18 protein-coding genes are annotated in these 21,212 nt (G+C 47.0%); 4 read left to right on the top strand and 14 right to left on the bottom strand.

Features of this window, described 5'->3' with window-relative positions; genetic code table 11:
• Positions 1-165: 165 nt before the first annotated feature.
• From MKY85_RS12345 to MKY85_RS12320, 6 genes are all read right to left on the bottom strand, one after another.
• Positions 166-681: a DUF2500 domain-containing protein gene (locus tag MKY85_RS12345; RefSeq protein WP_339241954.1), complete on the bottom strand. Its 516-nt coding sequence runs from the start codon at positions 679-681 to the stop codon at positions 166-168.
• A gap of 109 nt (positions 682-790) precedes the next feature.
• Complete coding sequence (gene pepF, locus MKY85_RS12340) at positions 791-2,593, bottom strand: oligoendopeptidase F (RefSeq protein ID WP_342572705.1); 1,803 nt, start codon at positions 2,591-2,593, stop codon at positions 791-793.
• A gap of 501 nt (positions 2,594-3,094) precedes the next feature.
• Positions 3,095-3,454 carry a helix-turn-helix domain-containing protein gene (locus MKY85_RS12335; protein ID WP_062833989.1) on the bottom strand — a complete coding sequence of 120 codons (360 nt, stop codon included), beginning with the start codon at positions 3,452-3,454 and terminating at the stop codon, positions 3,095-3,097.
• Positions 3,455-3,720: 266 nt separating this feature from the next.
• Positions 3,721-4,284, bottom strand: a complete 564-nt coding sequence (gene hxlB, locus MKY85_RS12330) for a 6-phospho-3-hexuloisomerase (protein WP_339260678.1) — start codon at positions 4,282-4,284, stop codon at positions 3,721-3,723.
• 4 nt (positions 4,285-4,288) lie between these two features.
• Positions 4,289-4,921: a 3-hexulose-6-phosphate synthase gene (hxlA, locus tag MKY85_RS12325; RefSeq protein WP_036670570.1), complete on the bottom strand. Its 633-nt coding sequence runs from the start codon at positions 4,919-4,921 to the stop codon at positions 4,289-4,291.
• A 377-nt stretch (positions 4,922-5,298) separates the two neighbouring features.
• Positions 5,299-6,381: a lactonase family protein gene (locus MKY85_RS12320; protein ID WP_342572704.1), complete on the bottom strand. Its 1,083-nt coding sequence runs from the start codon at positions 6,379-6,381 to the stop codon at positions 5,299-5,301.
• 215 nt (positions 6,382-6,596) lie between these two features.
• Between MKY85_RS12320 and MKY85_RS12315 the strand changes: the two genes are divergently transcribed.
• Complete coding sequence (locus tag MKY85_RS12315; protein WP_342572703.1) at positions 6,597-7,526, top strand: AEC family transporter; 930 nt, start codon at positions 6,597-6,599, stop codon at positions 7,524-7,526.
• On the opposite strand, the gene MKY85_RS12310 is transcribed toward MKY85_RS12315, so the two are convergent.
• The 5 genes from MKY85_RS12310 to MKY85_RS12290 all read right to left on the bottom strand — a co-directional run bounded on the left by MKY85_RS12310 (position 7,504) and on the right by MKY85_RS12290 (position 11,549).
• On the bottom strand, positions 7,504-8,094 hold the full coding sequence (locus tag MKY85_RS12310; RefSeq protein WP_339241946.1) for a DUF2062 domain-containing protein: 591 nt from the start codon (positions 8,092-8,094) through the stop codon (positions 7,504-7,506). The genes MKY85_RS12315 and MKY85_RS12310 overlap by 23 nt on opposite strands.
• A 58-nt stretch (positions 8,095-8,152) precedes the next feature.
• On the bottom strand, positions 8,153-8,611 hold the full coding sequence (locus MKY85_RS12305) for an OsmC family protein (RefSeq protein WP_342572702.1): 459 nt from the start codon (positions 8,609-8,611) through the stop codon (positions 8,153-8,155).
• Positions 8,612-8,632: 21 nt separating this feature from the next.
• On the bottom strand, positions 8,633-9,400 hold the full coding sequence (locus tag MKY85_RS12300; protein WP_342572701.1) for a DeoR/GlpR family DNA-binding transcription regulator: 768 nt from the start codon (positions 9,398-9,400) through the stop codon (positions 8,633-8,635).
• Between the two features lie 137 nt (positions 9,401-9,537).
• A complete protein-coding gene (locus tag MKY85_RS12295; RefSeq protein WP_339241941.1) occupies positions 9,538-10,668 on the bottom strand; it encodes an NADH-dependent flavin oxidoreductase in 1,131 nt (376 codons plus the stop codon).
• Between the two features lie 203 nt (positions 10,669-10,871).
• On the bottom strand, positions 10,872-11,549 hold the full coding sequence (locus MKY85_RS12290) for an SOS response-associated peptidase (protein ID WP_091016984.1): 678 nt from the start codon (positions 11,547-11,549) through the stop codon (positions 10,872-10,874).
• 228 nt (positions 11,550-11,777) lie between these two features.
• Here MKY85_RS12290 and MKY85_RS12285 point away from each other — a divergent pair, with 228 nt between their 5' ends.
• Positions 11,778-12,299: a hypothetical protein gene (locus MKY85_RS12285; protein ID WP_342572700.1), complete on the top strand. Its 522-nt coding sequence runs from the start codon at positions 11,778-11,780 to the stop codon at positions 12,297-12,299.
• Between the two features lie 43 nt (positions 12,300-12,342).
• Complete coding sequence (locus MKY85_RS12280) at positions 12,343-13,014, top strand: hypothetical protein (RefSeq protein ID WP_342572699.1); 672 nt, start codon at positions 12,343-12,345, stop codon at positions 13,012-13,014.
• Positions 13,015-13,150: 136 nt separating this feature from the next.
• On the opposite strand, the gene MKY85_RS12275 is transcribed toward MKY85_RS12280, so the two are convergent.
• Entirely contained in the window at positions 13,151-14,014 is an 864-nt protein-coding gene (locus MKY85_RS12275; protein ID WP_339260666.1) for an AraC family transcriptional regulator, read from the bottom strand.
• A gap of 169 nt (positions 14,015-14,183) precedes the next feature.
• Between MKY85_RS12275 and MKY85_RS12270 the strand changes: the two genes are divergently transcribed.
• Entirely contained in the window at positions 14,184-16,178 is a 1,995-nt protein-coding gene (locus MKY85_RS12270; RefSeq protein WP_342572698.1) for a beta-galactosidase, read from the top strand.
• A 138-nt stretch (positions 16,179-16,316) separates the two neighbouring features.
• Here MKY85_RS12270 and MKY85_RS12265 read toward each other — a convergent pair whose 3' ends face one another.
• A complete protein-coding gene (locus MKY85_RS12265) occupies positions 16,317-18,227 on the bottom strand; it encodes an AraC family transcriptional regulator (RefSeq protein WP_342572697.1) in 1,911 nt (636 codons plus the stop codon).
• 205 nt (positions 18,228-18,432) lie between these two features.
• Positions 18,433-20,979 (bottom strand): glycoside hydrolase family 2 protein, encoded by a 2,547-nt coding sequence (locus MKY85_RS12260; RefSeq protein WP_342572696.1) that lies wholly within the window; start codon positions 20,977-20,979, stop codon positions 18,433-18,435.
• Positions 20,980-21,212 lie beyond the last annotated feature (233 nt).

Below are 21,212 nucleotides of genomic sequence, written 5' to 3'. Positions count from 1 at the left end.
TACTTTATTCTGTATTTATTGTTTGTTTGTTTTTGTTTAATACTGTTTTACTTTATTTTACGAGTATATCACCATTGTAAGCGTTTGAATACCCTTCGATTTTTCTTTCTTTTGGGCACACCAAAAACGACTCTCTCCCAAGTAGGAGGAGCCGTATTTCTATTTTCACGTATAAAATTGGCCTTTGTTAACGCCCGACTGGGGCTGCACATCTCTCTCAAAATGCTTGAATCGTGTCCCCTGATACGTCAGCATCCCTCGATCATGTTCAGCCAACATGCCATAATGGTTTCCACCAACAATCAGTTCAATGCGCTCGCCATTGTCGAATTCAAATGTAACATAATATCGGGTCGTCGCACTGCTATCCCCGCTACCACCTGAGACTTCCGTTCGTTTCGCCACCACCGCTGAATGCAGGGTTAACAAGGCCGCAGCGTTATTCGAGGACCACGTGCGTACCCCTGAAATGATGGCATATACAATCACACCCGCAACAATAAGAAATACGGCACCAATAAAAATGGAAACAAACGCACCCATGGCACCAAACTCATTCAATCCCGAAAAGAAACCACCCTGATTGCCTTCAAACCCCGGTACTCCATTCATGTCGTCAAACACACCAAAGCCGTCCACGCTTAATCGGCCCATCGATGAGGACACGCTCGTTAACGCCATTCATCATCGTTCCTTTCCCCTTGCAAAATAAGATGCACCGCCCCCACGCAAGGAGGGCGGTGCATGCAGACAACCCGTTCTGCCTTGTCCGTATACTATATGAACCAGATCAGGAATACAGACGTTCAAGTTCGTCGACCAGACTGCCGACATAAGCAACTGCAGAGCGAATCGGCTCGGGTCCGGACATATCGACACCTGCAAGCTTCATTAACTCCTGCGGAGTGAGACTTCCACCGGCTTTGAGTGCTTCGAGCCAGCGATCTACCGCAGGCTGCCCTTCTTCCCTAATCTGTTGTGCTGCCGCTGTGGAAGCGGTCAAACCTGCCGCATAGGTATATGGATATAGACCCATATAATAATGAGGTTGTCTCATCCACGTGAGCTTGGCCCCTTCATCAATTACCAGATCAGGTCCCCAGAATTCGGAAAGGATGTCTCCTTTGAGCTGACTTAACGTCTTCGCCGTAATCGGCTCATCATTGGTTGCGCGTGCATATACCCTGCGCTGCAATTCACCTTCCAGCAGATGTGTAACGAAGTTATGGTAATACGTATTCAACAGTTGCAAAATGACCCAACGACGCATTCTCGGATTATCGGAACGTTTCAATAGATGATCTGCCAGCAGCATTTCATTCATGGTCGATGGTGCCTCAATGAAATACAGTGATGGCCTTGTATTCGTGAGCCGTTGGTAACGTCCCGCAAGCATGAAGTGGCCTGCATGGCCCACTTCATGGGCAAGTGTAAATGCTCCGCGCATATTGTTCGCCCAAGAAATTAAGATATAGGAGTGCGAACCATATATAGAAGAGCAAAATGCCCCTGTGGATTTGCCTGCATTATCTGCGTAATCCACCCAGCGATCGCGAAATGCGCGCTCAACGATCTCGCCATACTCCGGCCCAAGCACATCAAGCGCTTCTCGAATGAGTGTGCACGCCTCATCATATGTAATGGCAGGGCTAAATTCAGGATCAAGCGGGGCCTTCAGATCACAGAACATCAGCTTGTCCAGACCCAGCTCACGTTTCTTGAGAGACGCCAGTCTGCGCATATGTGGTGCGAGTTCCTGCTGGATAATATCCAGAATATTATTGTACATCTCTTTGCTCACTTGCTGTGGGCTAAGAAGCATATCTGTAACATCGTCATAACCTCGCAGCCTGGATAACACAACTTGTTTCTTCACTTCGGTTGCATAACCTTCTGCGAACGTATTTTTGTAATCATTTAATGTCGAGCTGAATGCAGCATAAGCAGAACGGCGCAGCTTGGTATCGGACGACATCTCATAATTATTTTCATAGAATGACCAGGACAGTGGACGATTATTGTCCTCTCCATCGAGAGCATCGTCAAACGTCATGTCTGCCAGTTTACCGCGCAGATAGATACGGTATGGCGAATCCAGTACCTCTCCGAGTGAAGCGAGTACCTTCTCGGTCTCTGGCGTAAGCCGATGTGCTTTTTCCCGAATCAAACGCTCCAAACTGCGCGCATATGGCTCCAATCCCGGAAGTTCTTGGATATAACGCTCTACCGTTCCATCCGGAAGTTCAACGATCTCCGAATTAACAAAAGACAAGGATGACGACAGATTCGATAGGATATCTCCTGCTTTAGCTGAATTCTCTATGTTTACCGGATTGGTGCTGTCCTCTGACTGCTTCAAGCGGGCATAAGAAGCCGTCTTGCCGATTCGCTCCTGCAAAGCTTCACGAGCATCCAGACAAGCCAGCAATTGTTCAGCGCCTTCGCCCAGACGTCCTTTGAACGTTTCGATCTGGGCAGCAGCCTCAGGAAGTGATCGAAGTTCCTGCTCCCACTCTACATCGGTTACAAACAAATCTCTCAGATCCCATGTGGTTTCCTGATCTACCTCAGCACGTGTACGTATTTTTTCCATCTTTAGTTGTCATCCTCCTTGCATTTTCCAATATCTCTCATCGTATCATAATCGGTTTATGTATACATGACATCTGCAAATAATGAGACTTTTGGTTCAGGGGAATATAGATTGGACTAAAGAATATTCACACTTACCACTCCGATGACAGAACAACCTTCCGATCGCTGTTATCCCCAGATTTTTTTGATTCCCTTTTTCAAAGGTGAAAATCCAGTGATAAAGGCGAACGCTCCGCTTCTTCAGGTTCTTTCTGTCCTCTACGTTCTCATGTGAATGTTTAGTTCCATCTATATAAAAGGGGTATCTAGGATAAAAGCCAGTATATGCTTGCGATGTAGCTTTCTTTCAGAAAGCTTTTAGCTCCGCTTCTTCAAGCTATTTCTGCCCATTGCGTTTGGAGTAAACTATTGATCCACTGACCAAAATTTGAAAGTAACTAAAAAACCCCCGGTGATGGAAGTATCCATTTTCCGGCGGTCCATTGTAAATATTACTTATTTAGCTTTCTTTCCAGATTACATTTTCACCGTAATTTTTACCCCAGTTATACATTGCGTGCAGCACAGGCATCAGGCTCTGACCGTGATCTGTCAACGTATATTCCACCCGAGGCGGGACTTCTGCATAGACCTTACGCTCAATCAATTTATCTTCCTCCAGCTCACGCAGCTGGTTGGTCAGCATCTTCTGGGTAATATGAGGGATTAGGCGTTTCAGTTCACTGAAACGTTTGGTGCCTTCCAGACCCAAATGCCACAATATAATCAATTTCCATTTGCCACCGATCACCGCAAGGGTTAATTCCTTCTCACAGTTGATTTCTTTCAGATTAATCCGTTCCTTGACTTCGGCTGCCATGGCTCCGAGCCCCCTCATCTTCAATCTTATATCGCGTATATTACGCATATCACGGGAATACTTCACATAAGGTAAGCTTTCCGCTCCATGCATGATGTAATAAGTACATTCATTCGATACAGCTATCTATTAATTCTACTACAGCCTGGTCGGGATGCAAAGTTTAAGTGAAAATTACGGATAAATCTAAGCAAATGAATGCCTATGCATCGCAGAAAAGACCAGAACCCTTCATAATCAAAGGATTCCGGTCTTCCATCTATTTACTATTCCAGGTTGGCGTGGCGGCCAAACATATCCGCTCCGGTCATACCCTTCATTTCCATCATCGTAAGGATGAGAGCATCCATGCCGATTAACAGTCCTTGTTCAAACAGCGAGCCCATTGGCTGGATGGTTACTTCCGCTCCGGAAGTCGCTGTGTCCTCTTTGGCTGAAGCCGGAAGGCGCACTACCGTAGTTGCCAATTGACCGATCGTAGACTCTGGCTTGATCGTAATCAGGCCGACAGGTGCTCCTGCTTGATTAGCCTTCTTAGCCATAGCTACGAGACTGCCTGTCTCTCCTGAGCCAGAGCACAGCAAGAGGAAGTCCTTCGAGCTGATCCCGGGTGTAACGGTCTCGCCCACCACATATACACGAAGCCCCATCTGCATCAGTCTCATGGCAAAAGCCTTTCCCATTAATCCTGACCGGCCTGCTCCTGCTACAAAAATCTGTTCTGCAGCCAGAATATGTTCAGCCATCGCTTGCATTTCTGCATCATCGATCTGGCTTAACGTGCGTTCCAGCTCCTTCAAGATGTCTGCTGCGTACTGTGTTTTGCTCATCTGCTTACCCTTGTTTAACGAGACGTTGCATTTCAGCTGCAACTGCCGCTTTGTCTGCTTGTCCTGTGATACCGCCGCCTACAATAACCAGATCCGGTTGTGCTTTGATTACTTCTGGCAATGTTTCCAACTTAATTCCACCAGCAACAGCAGTTTTAGCATTTTTCACAGCTGCTTTGATCGTTTGCAGATCTTCGAACGGGCTTTGTCCTTCAGCTTGCAGGTCATAACCTGTGTGTACACAGATGTAATCTACGCCAAGCGCATCAATTTCACGAGCACGTTGTTCAAGGTTAGGCACGTTGATCATGTCCACAAGAACTTGTTTGTTTTGTTTCTTCGCTTCTGCTACTGCACCTTTGATCGTACTGTCATTGGTTGCTCCAAGCACAGTGATCAGATCCGCACCCGCCTCAGCTGCTTTCATGATTTCATAACCGCCAGCGTCCATGATTTTAAGGTCTGCAAGAACTTGCAGATTAGGGAATGCTTCTTTCATCGCTTTTACCGCGTGCAAACCTTCATTAATAACGATTGGTGTACCAATCTCAACGATATCAATATATTGTTCAACCTCTTTAACCAATGCGATTCCTTCAGGAATATTTACCAAGTCGAGCGCCAATTGCAATTTCATCATTTATTTCTCCTTTGTTGTTCAAGTATGAGTCTTTCCTATAAAATAATAATCAGATATTTAGCCTGCACCAATTCGTCTATTCAGATGCATGCAGGGTTTGTTTTGGCTACTCACTCATTGTAGACCCTGACTATCCATTCAGGAAGTACGCACTTTGAAGTGGGGTAGTTACTTGGGCGATACTATTGATAATTATTCGTTGTTAAACGAATTATATAACAAGATAAATCCTTTGTTCAGATCCTTTTACAGCACTGTTTATAGCAGAACAGCAACCTAATTATCACGTTTGATGTTCAATATAAAAGACCCCGCCACATGGCAGGGTCATTATCATCTCAATCCAGCCAAGGCTGGTATTAGAAATTTATTTTTTACAAGTATACTGGTTTCACACATACCGGCTTGGATACACCTGTGCTGTGACCTGTGTATTTCAGACGTCCGCTCTCCTGATCCACTGTGAAAGACACGATGTTGTTGGTATCGCGGTTGGCTGCGATCAGCAATTTGCCGTTAGGTGTCAGAGCGAAATGACGCGGATGCTCTCCTTCAGCAGATACATGCTCAACCAGTGTCAGATGACCTTTGTCTGCATCTACTGCAAATACAACGATGCTGTCATGTCCACGGTTAGAACCATATACATAACGTCCATCATTGGAAACGGTGATTTCTGCTGTTGTATTCTCTTTGCCATCATATCCATCAGGTAATGTGGATACAGTAGACAATTCAGTCAACGTACCCGCTGCTGCATCATATTGGAACGACGTAATCGAAGAATCCACTTCGTTGATCACATAAGCGAATTGACCATTCGGGTGGAACGCCAAGTGACGTGGACCTGCTCCCGCATGTGTTTTGGTTTCACTGTGCAGCACAAGTTCATTCTTGTCTGCGTCGATGGAATAGATCGCGATTTTGTCCGCACCCAGATCCTGTACCATCATGTATTTGCCATCCGGGCTGAAGAATGCGGAGTGTACGTGTGGCTTGTCCTGACGCTCAGGATGCGCACCCTGGCCTTCATGTTTCTTCTCATCCAGAAGCGCTCCAACTTCACCGTTATCCGTCAAGGCTTGCAGACCTACCAGGCCACCGTGGTAGCTGGAAAGAATCAAGTATTTGCCGGAAGGATCACGCTGGATATGACATGGTGGAGCTGAAATGGAGTCATTCCGGTTCAGCAATGTTAATTTTCCTGTAGAAGGATCAATGCTCAGAGCTACAGCTTCAGACATTTTGTTGCCTTCAGCTGACGCAGTTTCACCAATCGCGTACAGTTTGTTTGTTTCAGCATCCACGTTGACAAACGTTGGGTTTTTCACGCCAGCGATGCCATCAAGCTTGGACAAGCTGCCTGTATCCTCATTCAATTCATATGCGTAAATGCCCTCATTTTCCGCTTCGGCATAAGAGCCAGCAAGTACGAGCAAGCGTTTTGATTCACTCATTACAGTTTCCTCCTCTATGTGTATGTAATCTTGTTGCACCTCTTCTATAATAAATCTGCCATATCAAAATAGCAATCCGCTGACGCTGCACATCAGGGAAATCCTCAGTTAAGCACGGCGATTACTACAACATGATCATCCTGAAATCAATGTATATGAGGTTCATCTTCTGCTATGATAAAATAGGTTTTTCATCCGGAAGGGACTGAACTGCATTGCTTCACTCATTCATACTCACGTTATACCATGTATTCTTGCCGATATCACTTCCCGTGATCGGAGGTATTCTGTTAAAACGCTTCAAGAATTGGGATACCCGGTCGCTCTCGACCTTTTCCCTTTATATTTTGAGCCCTGCGCTCATCTTCAATACATTGCTGCATGCAGAGATCACCTGGACGGACGTAACCAGCACGTTCTGGTTCTCTCTCATCAATCTGATTGCCCTGTGGGCACTCGCCGAGCTGTTAAGCCGGATTTTCCGTCTGGGTGCAAGCGAAAAAGCGGGTCTCACCCTTGTCTCCACATTTACGAACTGCGTGAATTACGGGCTCCCGCTGGTACTGCTGGCCTTTGGTCAGCTCGGACTGGACAAGGCTTCCGTCTACGTTATTGGACAGATGATCATTGTTAATACGGTAGGTATCTTTTTTGCCGCAAGATCCGAATTCACGGTAAAAAATGCGATTCTGTCCGTTTTCCGCATGCCTTCCATCTATGCTGCTGGCATCGCCATTGCGCTGCGTACGTCCAATCTGAGCCTGCCTGAAGCACTGGATGGAGGGATTGCCATGCTGGCTGCGGGCTATTCTCCTGTCGTTCTCGCCATTCTTGGGGCACAGATGCTCAGACCCAAAGGGGCAACGGTACCTTGGTTGCCCAATGTACGCCGAGCCTTCTGGACCGGACTTGTGGTGCGTCTCGCAGCTGCGCCGATCCTCTCCTGGCTGATTCTTACCGTGCTTCAGGTCGAGGGTACGTTGTTCAGTGTGCTGCTGATCCTCGCATCCATGCCTACCGCAGTGAACGCCGTTATTTTGGCTGAACAGTTCAATGCTTCCCCGCAGTTTGTATCCCGCTGTATTCTGTGGACAACTGCTGCATCCATGTTCATGCTGCCCATTATGATTGTGATGGCTTCCTGATTAACACTGGAGGGGATACCGAAGCGATATCCGCTTGTCGGCGTTTCTCCAGCCGGCGTTCATAACGCCGGTTAAGCGCTCTGACGTAGAAGAATTTTACGACAAAATACGAAATCACGCCCAAAATGACACCGAACACGGACATACCTGCCAGAATATCCAGCCCACCAAGCAACAATTCGCTCACGGCCGACCAGTTTCCACGAAACAGCTCCATGAATGCACTCTCATGTACCAGTCCCTGTCCCATGCTGTGAGCAGGCAAAATCCATGAACCAATTTGTTTGGCGAGCGGCATCAGTATAATAGGTAAAAACGTAAGTTTACCAATCACATTACCAACAATCGCTGCGGGCATCGAACCGCCAGACAGTCGTACAATGGGATAAAATATGAGATAGATCAGGGAAGCGGTCGAGATCACGATCAATTCCAATCCGAACCCTATGGCAAATCCGGTGGATACTTTATGGGCACCTCCGGGAGCACGTAACAATTTGAGAAAATTCAGCTTCATAGCACGTGTTAAACGTACCCAGCGGTTAGTCTTGCGCTTCTGTGTGTTCATACCGAATGACTCCTTATTTTACACAAATGACAACTTGAATCGTCTATTCTTCAGTATATCACACCGCGTTAGCTCCTGTAGTAATAATGACCGGTTGTGTCTCCATCTGGACATTACCTGCCACTGCTCGGGAGATCATGCAGGATGATTCAGCCTTGTGCGCTAAGCGCTCAGCCTTGGTTATATCCGCCTCTGAAGCATCCTGGCTGAGTACAATCCGGGGTCTATGTACGATCCGTTCGTACGTAAATACGTTATTCGTAACATCTACCGTTGCTTCCGATTCAAGCGTCAATTCATCCGGCGTAATATCCGAACGCTCCAGCATTGCAGCCAGTGTGATCAGGTAACAGGTGGAGGCTGCACCCAGCAGCATCTCGTCCGGGTTGGTTCCCGTACCGGGTCCGCCCATCTCCTGCGGAATCGATATGACCGTTTTTAATCCACCCGCATCGATTGTTCCCTCACTGTTACGTCCACCATTCCATACTGCTTTCAGATGAAAAGGATGTTTCATGACACTTCATTCCTTTCTGATTTACACACGTATACACGTAATATTTTGCTCGATTAATGCGTTAACTTGCTCTTCATCTACAGCCTGATCTGTAATCACTTTCGCCACACTGCTTATCTCAGCGACTCTGGTAAATGCCTGTATATTAAATTTGCTGGAATCGGCAAGTAATATGACTTCATCCGCAATCTGGATCATTTTCTGCTTCACCAAGGCCTGTAATTCATTCGATTCACTGATGCCTTTAGTCAGATGCACCCCTTTACAAGACAAAAACACTTTATCGACATGATACGCATCAAGCGAACGTTCCGCCAGCGGTCCTACAAAAGACAGTGACTTCGAAGCCAACTGCCCACCTGTGGCAATCACACGAATCTGCTCCTTGTTACTCAGCTCTGCGGCCACTTTAATCGAATTAGTTAATACCGTCAGTGGAATATTCGGCAATCCTGCCGCCATATACCACGCCGTTGTACTTGCATCCAGGGCGATCCGGTCGCCGGATTCCACCATGTTCACCGCTTCGCTTGCAATTCTGCGCTTCTCTTCTGCATGGGCTATAGCCCGTTCCGGGTACGGAATCTCCGACTGTAACTCTTCCTTGTATTTTACGCTGACCGCCCCGCCATGGGATCTTCTGAGCCTGCCCGCCTGTTCGAGCTTGTCCAGATCACGACGTATCGTCTCTTCTGTCACCCCGCAGCGCTCACTAAGTTCGGTTACACGCATACTGCCTTGCGTATCCACCCATTCCACTATTTTCTCATACCGTTCAGCTACGAGCATCTTCCTTCACTCCAAACCGTTGATTATCCAGTTGATCCTGTTCATCCATCATACCACAGAGCGATGACAAGGAGAATTTGGATCATGTGCAAAAGGAGGGAGCTTTCGCCCCCTCCATTTTAGTTCTGAAGTGTATATTATTTATCTTCTGCCATAGGGAACCAACCCGGTGTGTGGATGATTGCATTCCACAACCCGTCAGGGATAACCAGACGTTCCTGATCCGATTTCGTCAGAATCGTTGCAATATCTTCTTCACGTCCGCTCTCGATTTTCTCGACCCAATCCGGTTCAATAATCAGTTCACGTCCAATGGCAAGCAAAGGTACTCCCGTTTGAAGGGCCTCAGCGGCCTCATCAGCCGTATGAATCGCACCTACGCCAATCACAGGCAATTTGCCGTTCACTCGATCCAGGATGAATTCCATTCTTGAACGTGTATCGGCTTCGCCGCGTCTTGGCTTGGACCAGAATTCGTTCAGGGAAACGTGCAGGTAGTCGAGATTTTTATCTTTTAATGCATCCACCAGTGCATACGTATCTTCCATTGTAAGTCCCGGTGTTTCCGGTTCTTCCGGGGAGAAACGGTAACCAATGATGAACGGCAGTTTGGTATGTTCGGCAACTACTTTCTGAATCTCATCCACGACAGCAAGCGGGAAAGTAAGACGTTTCTCCACACTTCCGCCAAAGCGGTCTTCACGTCGGTTGGAATGCGGGGAGAAAAATTGCTGGATCAGATAACCGTTCGCACCGTGAATCTCAACACCATCAAATCCGGCTTCAATTGCACGACGTGTCGCTTCACCAAAGTCTTTGATAATGGAAGTAATCTCGGCATCCGTCAATTCTCTTGGTTCAGGCGAACCTGGACGCTCACTCGCAACCGCACTAGGAGCAACTACTTGACCCGCAGGTACAGCTTGTTCAGGCGTCAGACGGCCCGCATGGAAAATTTGCAATACGGCAACGGAGCCCTGTTGTTTCATGGTTTCAGCCAATTTTTTCAGACCAGGAATGAAGCGATCATCATAGACACCAAATTGAGCGGGGAAACCAATGCCATACTCGGTTACATGCCCTACAGCCGTAATCGACATGCCAGCCCCACCGGTGCGTCGTGCATAATAGGCGAGTTCAGCGTCGGATATGGTACCATCCGCATTCGAGGACATATGAGTCATGGGAGCGAGCACGATACGGTTTTTCAGTGTAATACCAGTCGGCAGTGAAACTTGTTCAAACATCTGGTTAAACTTTGGATTCATTCGTGGTTCCCTCCTGATTATAAATATCTCTTTTAATAGATATATGAATATATGCGTTCACTTACTGTAATGATTATAGTTACGTTTGACTGCAATTGCAACTTTTCATTTTCAGAAAGAAAAAAGAGCAGAGTGTCTCCAGACTCTCGGCCCCTTCATCTTCTTCATTCTATCCCAAGTCCTTCACGCTATCCAATGGATGTTCAGAAACTCCGAACGTAAGCCAGCTTCTGATCCATCTCTTCTACGCACTCGTAACAGTCGTGTTCATCGTTGGCGACCATTGGGGTGACTGGATACAGATTCATCTCTGTACTATTATACGATTTCAATAGCGGTAACAATTGAGTCACCCGTGTATTCGCCGGGTCAAGCCAAGTATTGATCTCTTCTTCGGAGAGGATCGCCGGCATTTTACTGCCAAACTCGCGTGTAACCATGTTCGCGCCTGTCATAAGCATCGTGCAGGTACGAAGCGGCTCTTTACGTGTATCTCTCCACACCTCGTATAACCCAGCAATGCCGAACAGACCGCGATCTGGCATGACAACACGAACTGCATAACTTTTCTTGCCCTCTTGCCGCCAGTAATATAGTCCATTGCAGGGAATAACGCAGCGCTTGGTCTCTACCAGTTTGTAATAGGAAGGATTCTCATGCACCGTCATGAGATTCGCGTTAACGGCATCACGACCCCAAAATGGTATGAACCCCCACCGAAACTCATCCAATACACGCTCGCCATCCTGATGTAAAATAATCGGCGTATGCTGGGTTGGGCTGATATTGTATCGGTTTTTGTAATAATACATCACTCGCTGAATCTTGAAATGATCTCTGACTTCGTCCAAATCGGCTGCCAATGAAAAACGGTTGCACATATTCAAGCACTACCTTTCCCTGTGAGAAGTTGGATGTATTGTTTGTAACTTCAGGGAAATTATGCATGCATATTGAACAGAAAATGACTTATTTTGACACCATTAGGGTCTGAACAAGCGTTATTTCATGTTTTTCACGACAAAAACAATGACCTCGGACTCATTTCAATCTAACTATTCCTTGTTACTATAATAGAGATTAAAATACATTTATTGGAGGTTTTTAGTATGAAAAGGAAGTTATTGATGAGCATCATGTTGTTCTCGGCAATTGCGATGTTCGGCAGTACCATCTATGCAGCGACCTTTCTGACCTACGGTTATCCCAGCACCACCATCCCCATTCGCACGTATAACTACACCTCCGCATGGCAGGCCCCTATGGACGCTTCCCTCGCGAACTGGAACAATGCTGGTGCCAAAGTTCAATTCACCAAAACAAGTAATTCCCCTAATACCATCACCGTAGGAAACTTCAATAACACAGCGTATGGTGTCAACTACGCCTCTGTATCCGGCAGTCAAGTCGTAAGCTTCCGCATCGAACTCAATGCATCCACCATCACCCCTGACGCGACCAACTTATCCAACTTCATTCAAAGCGTATTCGTCCACGAACTCGGTCACTCCATCTGGCTCGGTGACAACCCAACAACAACAAGCCCTTCCATTATGTCATACTCCCGCAACCGCAATTCCATGACCAAACCTCAGACTTTTGATATCAATAACGTAAGATCCAAGTACTAATCCATTACGATCTCATCCCAAAATCCAAGGAGGATACCTGTCCATGAACAAAAATCGAGTATTAATACTGCTTCTCTCTTCCATTTTCATTCTGTCTGCTGTTGGATGTTCTTCTGTTACACCTACTGCTTCCTCGTCGAATGCACCCATGACCATTATTGCTTCTGAAGATTACCCGAGTTATGCCAGCATTGGCGACCTGTCCGAGAGAGCAAACACCATTGTTAAGGGTAGTGTTATTGAGACTCGTGTAGAGGCTATGAACGATATCGTACACGTTACCGATGCTGTGAATGAAAACGAGTTGACCCCCGCGTCCGATCCGGGTGGAGAGCCGTCTTCTTTTGACAAAATCTATACGATCCATACCATTCAGATTGTCGAATCCTATAAGGGCATTTACAAGGCCGGGGAGAACATTGAAGTGAAGCAACTTGGCGGACAATTGGGCAACACCGAAATTATTAATGATGACAACCTCAAGCTGATCCCTGCCAAAGACTATGTACTTTTCTTAGAAACGTATGAAGACACCCCCGCCAGCCTGCTCAACTCCGTTCAGAGTCTCTACGTGATCAAACCTGCCGGCAAGTCGAATCAACCCGGCCAGCAACAATCTCAGTCAGAAGTCATTGTGAGCGCAAACCCAGAGAATGACCTTTCACTACAACTTACGGATCTGCAAGAAATTCAGAATGAACAAAAGAACCAATAACTCTTATACGGCAAACACAACGCTATTTCATCTGCGTCAGGCAGCTAATCCCCTCTACTGTTCAGTCATACATAAGCATAAGAGAACCGTGCCGCTCAGCATACTGGGCAGCACGGTTTTTGAGTTTAATGTGGATTCAGTCCTCTGCTGATATGGCGTCTGCCTCTCCACTACCTGATCTATAGAGCAGCCTGAATTGCTGCGGCGTCATTCCAATGTAAGTACGAAACATACGAATAAAGTAACTGCTGTGCGTGAATCCGCATTGGGAAGCAATCTGCTTCACTGTCAGATCTGAATCGGCCAGACTTTTCTTCGCCGCCAGCATACGGCAATCCAGCAGATATCGGCCCGGGGGAACCCCCATGATGCTTTTGAACATGCGATTAAAATAATACACACTGTATCCCGCGGTATTTGCCATGTCGGCAAGACTGAGCGGTTGCGTACAATGACGACGGATGTAATCGGCCGTTGAACGAATCGTATCCTGATGACTCAGTATAGAAGTCCCCGCCAGCGACTCCGAATTTCTTGTAAGTTCCACCAGTAACTCATACAGCACGGCAGATAATCTGGGTTCATGCACACTCTCATAATGTCTACCAAGCTGACATAATTGTTCATGCAGCGCCTCGAAGCGTTCGAATCCTGAAAATGAAAACAGCCAAACCTTGTCTGGACTGCGGAGGTCCAGCAATCGCTCCAGATCATAGGCTTGCAAATGAATCCATCTGACATCCCAAGGATCCGAGGGATCAGCATAATAATGTTGAGCTTGTCCTGGTGCATATAGAAAACCTTGTCCAGCCACCAACCGCACGTTTCCCTGTTCTGTTCTGACATATCCCTGTCCACTGAAAATCAGATGCAGATTGTATTCCCGTATCCCGTCTGGACGATGCTCCTCATGCTCTGGATCGAGATATCTTCCATAGGCCAGCGGATAACAGGTGTACCCGGCGAATCCCGGCTCAGGCATAAACCAATGTGTTCGCATATGTTCAACCCCCTGGTTACGTATAGGATATGGAGATACTAAATAGCAAGATCATGATATCCTGTCGCAACATGTTGTTATATTCCCTTGTTATTATCCAGTATACAATGAAATAGACTCGTGCAAAATTCACAAGATCATGATGCTTATACTAAAGGAGAACAACGATATGAATACATACCTTCCCGTACAAATGGGCGTGGATTATTATCCAGAACATTGGGACCCTTCCCTGTGGGAACAGGATGCCCGTTTAATGGCTGACAGCGGAGTGCGCATTGTGCGTGTGGGTGAGTTCGCCTGGAGCCGAATGGAACCCACTGATGGACAATTTGAATGGGCATGGCTTGATCAAGCGATTGATACCTTACATCGTCATGGGCTGCAAATTGTAATTGGTACACCAACCATGACACCCCCACGCTGGCTTACGGAAAAATGTCCTGATGTCCTGCCTTTGCTTCCAAATGGTCAACCATATCACGAAGGCATTCGGGGTCATCGCTGTTATAACAGTCCCAGTATGCGAACATACAGTGCAAGAATTGTGCAAAAACTGACTGAGCGCTATGCTGAACATGCGGCAATCATCGGCTGGCAGACCGATAACGAATTCAGCTTCACGGATTGTCAGTGCGCCGCTTGTGCCGAAGCTTTTCGTGAATGGGTTCGTGTTCGCTACCACAGTCTGGATCAGCTAAACCAAGCTTGGGGGACTGTCGTCTGGAGTGGTGAATATAGCGATTGGGAACAGGTTACGCCGCCGTATGGAGGCTCCTCGTTCCAGAACCCTTCATTCCTGCTGGACTACTCCCGTTTTCAATCGGATTCCATTGTGGAATTTCAACATATTCAGGTCGAGATTATTCGTCGCAATTGTCCTGCGCATTTGGTCACCCATAATTTTCACAGTTATCCGCAAAAGGCGGATCAGTATAAAATCGGTCAGGAGCTGGACTTCGCTTCTTTTGATTATTATCCGAACCCTTCACCGAACAAAACAGATACCGCACCATACAGCGGCGCGCTCTCTTTGGATCTGACACGCGGCATTAAACGCCGCAACTTCTGGATCATGGAGCAGCTGAGCGGCCCTCCGGGATGCTGGTTCCCGATGTGGCGTACACCGCAGCCCGGCTTCCTGCGTGCTTACGCTTGGCAGACGATTGCTCGTGGAGCCGATGCGGTTGTGCATTTCCGCTGGCGGAGTGCACCTGTGGGAGCGGAGCAGTTCTGGCATGGGCTGATTGATCACAGCAATGTTCCGGGCCGACGTTTCAAGGAGTTTCAACAGCTATGTACCGAAGTGAACAGACTCAGTGAGCGACTACAGGGTTCAACATTGCATAATGAAGTTGCGATTCTGCATTCGCATGATCAATTGAACGCCCTTCGAATTCAGCCACAAGCCGAAGGACTGGAATACTACGAAAATATGAAGGTCTGGCATCGCGCGTTGACCAAATTGGGCATCAGTACGGATGTTATACACCCTTCGGAGCCACTGGATGGCTATAAAATCATCATTGCTCCGCATCTGTACCTGCTGGATGAGACTACAGCAGAATATCTGCAATCCTTTGCAGCAACCGGAGGCATCTTGGTGTTAACCCATCGCACGGGTGTCAAGAACGACAATAACGTCTGTGTCATGGCACCGCTCCCAGGTCTGTTATCTGACTGTAGTGGTGTGCGGGTTACGGAGTATGATCCTGTTGGCGGGGATACCGTTCAGATTCGTGACGAACAAGGCCGTCTATATAACGCTTCCCAATGGGTGGATGTACTGGAACTGGACACTGCACAGCCGGTCGCTGTGTATGCCGATCAATTTTATGCCGAAAGTGCCGCTGTCACCCGGAATCACTGGGGTAAAGGTGAAGTCTATTATGTGGCAACCCAGCCGGAAGAAGCGTACTTGAGCCAGTTATTGCGAAGCATCGCAGAAGGTTGTGACCTTGCCGGAATTCAGACTTTGTCACATGGCATACAGGTGACCACCCGCTCGGGTCCGAATGGAACGTTCCGTTTTATTCTGAATCTGAGCCCCGAACCTGCCTCCATTGAACTCCATGCTTCATATACCAGTGCACTGGACGGGAAACCGAAAGGACCTCATCTCGACCTGGATGGTTATGCGATCGAGATCCTGGAAATTCAATAATTCAAAGATTCCATGATTTCATGATTCCAAACAATAAGCATCATGAATTAAAAATACATGGTTTCATGAAACGAAAAAGGCCCGCTGTGCATTTGCCGTTGCACTCGGGCCTTTAACTGTGGGCAAGACGACCGTTCCTTACTTAGACGGTGTATGAAGTCCAATAATCCATTCAGCCAGATCCTGTGTCTGTTTCAGCAAGGCGATGGGGTCACGGAACCAGGATTGTTCTTCTGTCCATATGTACACTCTTCCATTTTTGACAGCAGGTAATGAACCCCAGACTGGATCTGCCTGAAGGTCTTTCAGTTGAGAATTGCTGGTCAGAACAATGTAATCTCCCGCGTATTTGGAGAGCAATTCTATCGAAAATTCATGATAAGCGCCCTGCATCAACTCGGATGGAATGTTCTTTGGTGCCTGCAAACCAAGCAATTCATAGATATTACGTCCTCCCCGGCCTGACTGATTGCCAAAAATGAAAACTTGGCGATCATATTCCTGCATCACGGAGAATGTAACGCCAGCTGGGACAACGCTCTGAACCTTCTGCTTGATTTTGGCAATCTCCTCACCGAAATCAGCCAGCCATTTCTCTGCTTCCGCTTCTTTGCCCAGGACTTCACCGAAATAGTTCACTTCGTCCTTCAGTGTGGGGAAAGTGATTGATGCAATCGAAACCGTTGGTGCAATCTTGCTGTATTTCTCATACGCGGCCTTGTCGGGATTCAATGTAATAATGAGATCCGGTTCCAGCTCCATCAATTGTTCAACGGAATCCCCTATCGTTGCAAGACCATCCATGTGACCTTCCAGATAGGGACTGTTCATCAGAAATTGCCCCCCACCGATCGGTTTGACACCAAGAGCAAGCACAGTTCCCAGATAATCGATAGCCGCCACTCGCTCTGGATGTGCAGGGATCTCCACCTCACCAAAGGTCGTTTTGACCATTTTGGTTTCTACTACTGCCGGTTGTTCGGGTTCAGCCGCGACCTCGGATGTTTCTGCCCCCTGCTGGGCTGTTCCACAAGCACTCAATGTGAGCACAAGCGCAAGCGACATAATCGCTGATTTGAAATGGTTAAACATATGGATTTCCTCATCTCCAATATATTGATAATGATTATCATCATCAATTAAAGGATAACGTTCCTCCCGGCCTGTTACAATGGATTCATTTGTTGCATATAATGCACTTTTTGAAACTGGTTTCGAATGCTCCTGTTGCTTCAACCGATATTGTCCCGGTGTAATGCCGGTCTCTTTTTTAAATATGCGATTGAAATAGAACGGGTCCATATAACCCACGTACGCAGCAATCTCCTGTAATGAAGCTTGCGAGGATGCAAGCAAACTCCTTGCCTCACCCATTCGTAACCGAATCACATATTCTGTCGGTGTACATCCCGTCTGCTCCTTGAATTTGCGTGATACATATTGCGGACTGTAACTCAAGGACTGGGCAAGCGAATCAAGCGAGATCGATTCCCGATAATGAGCTTTGATATATCGCAAAACCTGATCGGTAAGCGAAGGTTGCTGAACTTCGTTAAGCATGCGACTCCGCTGTAACAATGCAATCTGTACCAGTTGAAAGAAGTACACTTTGACCTGAATTTTGCCCATTTGCTCCTGCTCTGACCAGCATTCATGTATATTCCGAACAAGCTCGCGCAGCTCAAGTGCATGATCCGGGGCTGTCGCCCAGGACTCTTCAAACGGATTGCGCTGGTTCAGCATCATTCGGTACTCCAACAGCACGTTGGATGGCAGCGTGGATTTGTATAAAATCAGATGCACCTCTGTCACCCCGGTCGCTTCAAGGGTCAGACGCCTTCCTTTTCCTCCGTGCAGCAGCAAGAACTGGCTTGTGGTCCATACCTCTTCATCCAGCCACACCTGCCCCCTGCCTTGAACATACACAAATGCACTGGTCGGTAACACATAATTACGTATGAACTCGTTGGTTTCCAGTGATATAAGACGCACATCAAGCACACGAACCTGTACCTGATCCCACAGCTTGATGTCATTCTGAATTCCCATATAGACTCCCTTTCCTAAGTGCCAATCATGTACAATTCATAGCATTGTGACTACAAACCCACTTATCAATTGATAATGATTATCAATTATAGCAATGATGGCATCATCTTTGAAGCCTACCTCCGTTTTTGCTGGATGCCGCAAAAATAAAAACGGTCGAAATCCCTCTTATGAGAGATCTCAACCGTCCTGATGTTAAGCCCGATTATCGTTTGATAAAGTCAGCCATGGAACGAACCTGAATGAGTCCTGTATTGGAAGCCGCATCGGCAGATTGCAGCCCTTCTCTGGAAGTAAACTGCACCTTCACCGGGATGCCAGGAATGAGATCGAAGAAGTTGTCCGAGAATACACCTTCCGCTTCTGAAGCGATCCATACCTGTTTGGCAAGCACATCACTTTCCAGCACCAGATGGGCACCAGCCTCATCCGAAACTTCAGTTACTTTAATGTGTGCAGGATTCAACGCAAGATCTTTGGATGGTGCAAAGTAATGCTCCTGCACAATGTCCGCTGCGTCATTCTGCTTCAGATCAATCCGCAGCAACGTTGTTGCTGCATCATGTCCTTCCAGCCATTCAGCCTGGCTTAGGGATAACACCTGCTGACCCGAGTTCGAAGCCACTGTTACTTCATGATTTTCTTCACGATACACCGTGCCATCGAATCCAATCAGTCTAACCTGCAATTGACCCTTCACTGGCTCAAGTAGATCCGAGATGATATATATATCTGTCGTATCTTCCTTGGTTCCATCTACGGATACCAACACATCGCTGAAGCTGCGTTTCGCATAATATTGCAATGCTTTCCAACGACCAAGATAGTCCATTCCTGCCCATGAAGCCACAGGCCAACAGTCATTCATTTGCCAGTAAAGTGTGCCCATACAGAATGGTTTACGGCGACGATGCGCCTCAATCGCGGTCTTCATCGCTTCCGCTTGAAGTACCTGACTCATATACAGGAACGATGGAAAATCCTTCGATTCATGCATGTACATATCCATGTATTGTTTGATCAGACGATTGCCTGCCCCATTCTTCTGATGGGCGAGCATGACTTCTGATTCCAGCGCCAGATCCTCTTCTTCCGCGTACGTGCGGACTGATTTGTACTCCGGGAACGACTGAAATCCGTATTCGCTCATGAAACGACCCACATGCACGTTGTAGTTTTCGAACGGTTCTACATTGTGCCATACACCCCAATAGTGAATATCACCTTCGGCTGTGGACGGGTGAGCATGTTGCTTCTCATCCCCTGACAGGGATACAAGTGGTGAAGAAGGCCAGTAATCCACACCTGGAGCATACGCTTCAACGACTTCTGGCAGCAGATCATGGAAGATGGCTTCGTAATCGGCCCAAATGCTCTCACGCTGCTCGGCAGTAAATTCCTTTTTCCAACCCCAGCCACCATTCTCAACATAGTGAGCCCAAGCCGAATCAATCTCGTTGTTCCCACACCAGAGTGCAATACTTGGATGGTTGCGCAGACGTTTCACATTATCAATCGCCTCATGTCTCACACTGTTCAGGAACGCTTCGTCTCCCGGGTACATGCTGCATGCAAACATGAAGTCTTGCCATACCAGAATGCCGTATTCATCACACAGTTCATAGAAGTCATCTTGCTCATAGATCCCGCCACCCCACACACGAAGCATGTTCATATTGGACTCGGCTGCGGATACGATCTCATGACGATAACGTTCACGGGTAATTTCGGTGATGAAACTATCATTCGGAATATGGTTTGCCCCTTTGGCAAAGACCGCAACGCCGTTTAATTCAAAGTAAAAGGAGGCTCCCGCTTCATCTTTGTCACGTACCAAACGAATGGAACGAAGCCCTGTCTTCACTGTAGATTCAGCAACAGCCCGTTCACCTTGAAGCACTTCAGCAAGGAAAGTATACAGATGCGGATCACCAAGCCCACGGCTCCACCACAGTTTCGGTTCATCAATGGAGATTGGAATCTCCACAGTCTGAGTTCCGGGTTGTAGCGATACGGATCTTTCCCATCTCTGTCCATCTGCGCCGATACGAATAATCGTATCTACCGCTTGTGATGTCTCGACTTCCACAACAGCCGTTAATGAAGCTGAGGTAGCGCTTACTTCGTTTTGCTGGATATACACATCATTGATTCGTACCTGTGTCCAACCTTCAAGGCGTGCTTCACGCCAGATCCCACTCGTTACAAAACGCGGACCCCAGTCCCAACCATAGTGATACGGCGCTTTACGGGCAAAAATACTTACTCTCTTATCGCCAAGTCCGCCAACATCGGACTGATCATTGGATGCAGGCAACGCATATCCGAGCTTCTCCAGCTTCGGCAGGTCTTCCTGAATCGGCGACCGAAAGCGTATTCGAAGGTTATTGCCGTTCTCCTTTAATACAGCTTTTACATCTGCCTTCCATACTCGGAACATATTATCTGCGGATAACACATGCACCTCATTCACATACACATCCGCATATGTATCCAGGCCATCAAACACCAGTTCCAGATGTTCCTGGGAGAACAACGCTTCGGCCACGTCAAATTCCGTCTGATATTCCCAATCTATCTTATCAATCCACTGTACTTCCTTCTCGTTTGTTCCATAAAAAGGATCTGGAATCTTGCCCAGCTTCAGCAAATCTGTATGCACACAGCCGGGCACCTGAGCCGGCATCCATTCTTGATCTTCGCAAGCCGTGAACGTCCAATTCTGAAAAACCTGTGATTGTATTGTGCTCATGACAGCCTCCATTGTTGTTAGAGTTGTTAACCAATATTTTGTTAGGTTTTGTTAGTATAAAAACAAATAACTTACAAAACAAAATTAACACGATATGCTTCTTATAGTCAATCTGTTTTGTAATTTAATTTGTTAAATAGTTTCTGCATAACAAAAAGACATGAAGCTCTAATGCTCCATGTCTCTTCACTTAACTTATTTACCTGGATGCTTGTTTTTACAATGACTCAATA

Source organism: Paenibacillus sp. FSL R5-0749 (assembly GCF_038595085.1).
GTDB lineage: Bacteria > Bacillota > Bacilli > Paenibacillales > Paenibacillaceae > Paenibacillus.
This window is presented reverse-complemented; position numbering and strand designations above follow the sequence as displayed.

Bases quoted from the DNA above. Each gene is read 5' to 3' on its own strand.
- MKY85_RS12345 (WP_339241954.1), bottom strand. From the start codon at position 681: ATGGCGTTAACGAGCGTGTCCTCATCGATGGGCCGATTAAGCGTGGAC.
- pepF (WP_342572705.1), bottom strand. From the start codon at position 2,593: ATGGAAAAAATACGTACACGTGCTGAGGTAGATCAGGAAACCACATGG.
- MKY85_RS12335 (WP_062833989.1), bottom strand. From the start codon at position 3,454: ATGGCAGCCGAAGTCAAGGAACGGATTAATCTGAAAGAAATCAACTGT.
- hxlB (WP_339260678.1), bottom strand. From the start codon at position 4,284: ATGAGCAAAACACAGTACGCAGCAGACATCTTGAAGGAGCTGGAACGC.
- hxlA (WP_036670570.1), bottom strand. From the start codon at position 4,921: ATGAAATTGCAATTGGCGCTCGACTTGGTAAATATTCCTGAAGGAATC.
- MKY85_RS12320 (WP_342572704.1), bottom strand. From the start codon at position 6,381: ATGAGTGAATCAAAACGCTTGCTCGTACTTGCTGGCTCTTATGCCGAA.
- MKY85_RS12310 (WP_339241946.1), bottom strand. From the start codon at position 8,094: ATGAACACACAGAAGCGCAAGACTAACCGCTGGGTACGTTTAACACGT.
- MKY85_RS12305 (WP_342572702.1), bottom strand. From the start codon at position 8,611: ATGAAACATCCTTTTCATCTGAAAGCAGTATGGAATGGTGGACGTAAC.
- MKY85_RS12300 (WP_342572701.1), bottom strand. From the start codon at position 9,400: ATGCTCGTAGCTGAACGGTATGAGAAAATAGTGGAATGGGTGGATACG.
- MKY85_RS12295 (WP_339241941.1), bottom strand. From the start codon at position 10,668: ATGAATCCAAAGTTTAACCAGATGTTTGAACAAGTTTCACTGCCGACT.
- MKY85_RS12290 (WP_091016984.1), bottom strand. From the start codon at position 11,549: ATGTGCAACCGTTTTTCATTGGCAGCCGATTTGGACGAAGTCAGAGAT.
- MKY85_RS12285 (WP_342572700.1), top strand. From the start codon at position 11,778: ATGAAAAGGAAGTTATTGATGAGCATCATGTTGTTCTCGGCAATTGCG.
- MKY85_RS12280 (WP_342572699.1), top strand. From the start codon at position 12,343: ATGAACAAAAATCGAGTATTAATACTGCTTCTCTCTTCCATTTTCATT.
- MKY85_RS12275 (WP_339260666.1), bottom strand. From the start codon at position 14,014: ATGCGAACACATTGGTTTATGCCTGAGCCGGGATTCGCCGGGTACACC.
- MKY85_RS12270 (WP_342572698.1), top strand. From the start codon at position 14,184: ATGAATACATACCTTCCCGTACAAATGGGCGTGGATTATTATCCAGAA.
- MKY85_RS12265 (WP_342572697.1), bottom strand. From the start codon at position 18,227: ATGGGAATTCAGAATGACATCAAGCTGTGGGATCAGGTACAGGTTCGT.
- MKY85_RS12260 (WP_342572696.1), bottom strand. From the start codon at position 20,979: ATGAGCACAATACAATCACAGGTTTTTCAGAATTGGACGTTCACGGCT.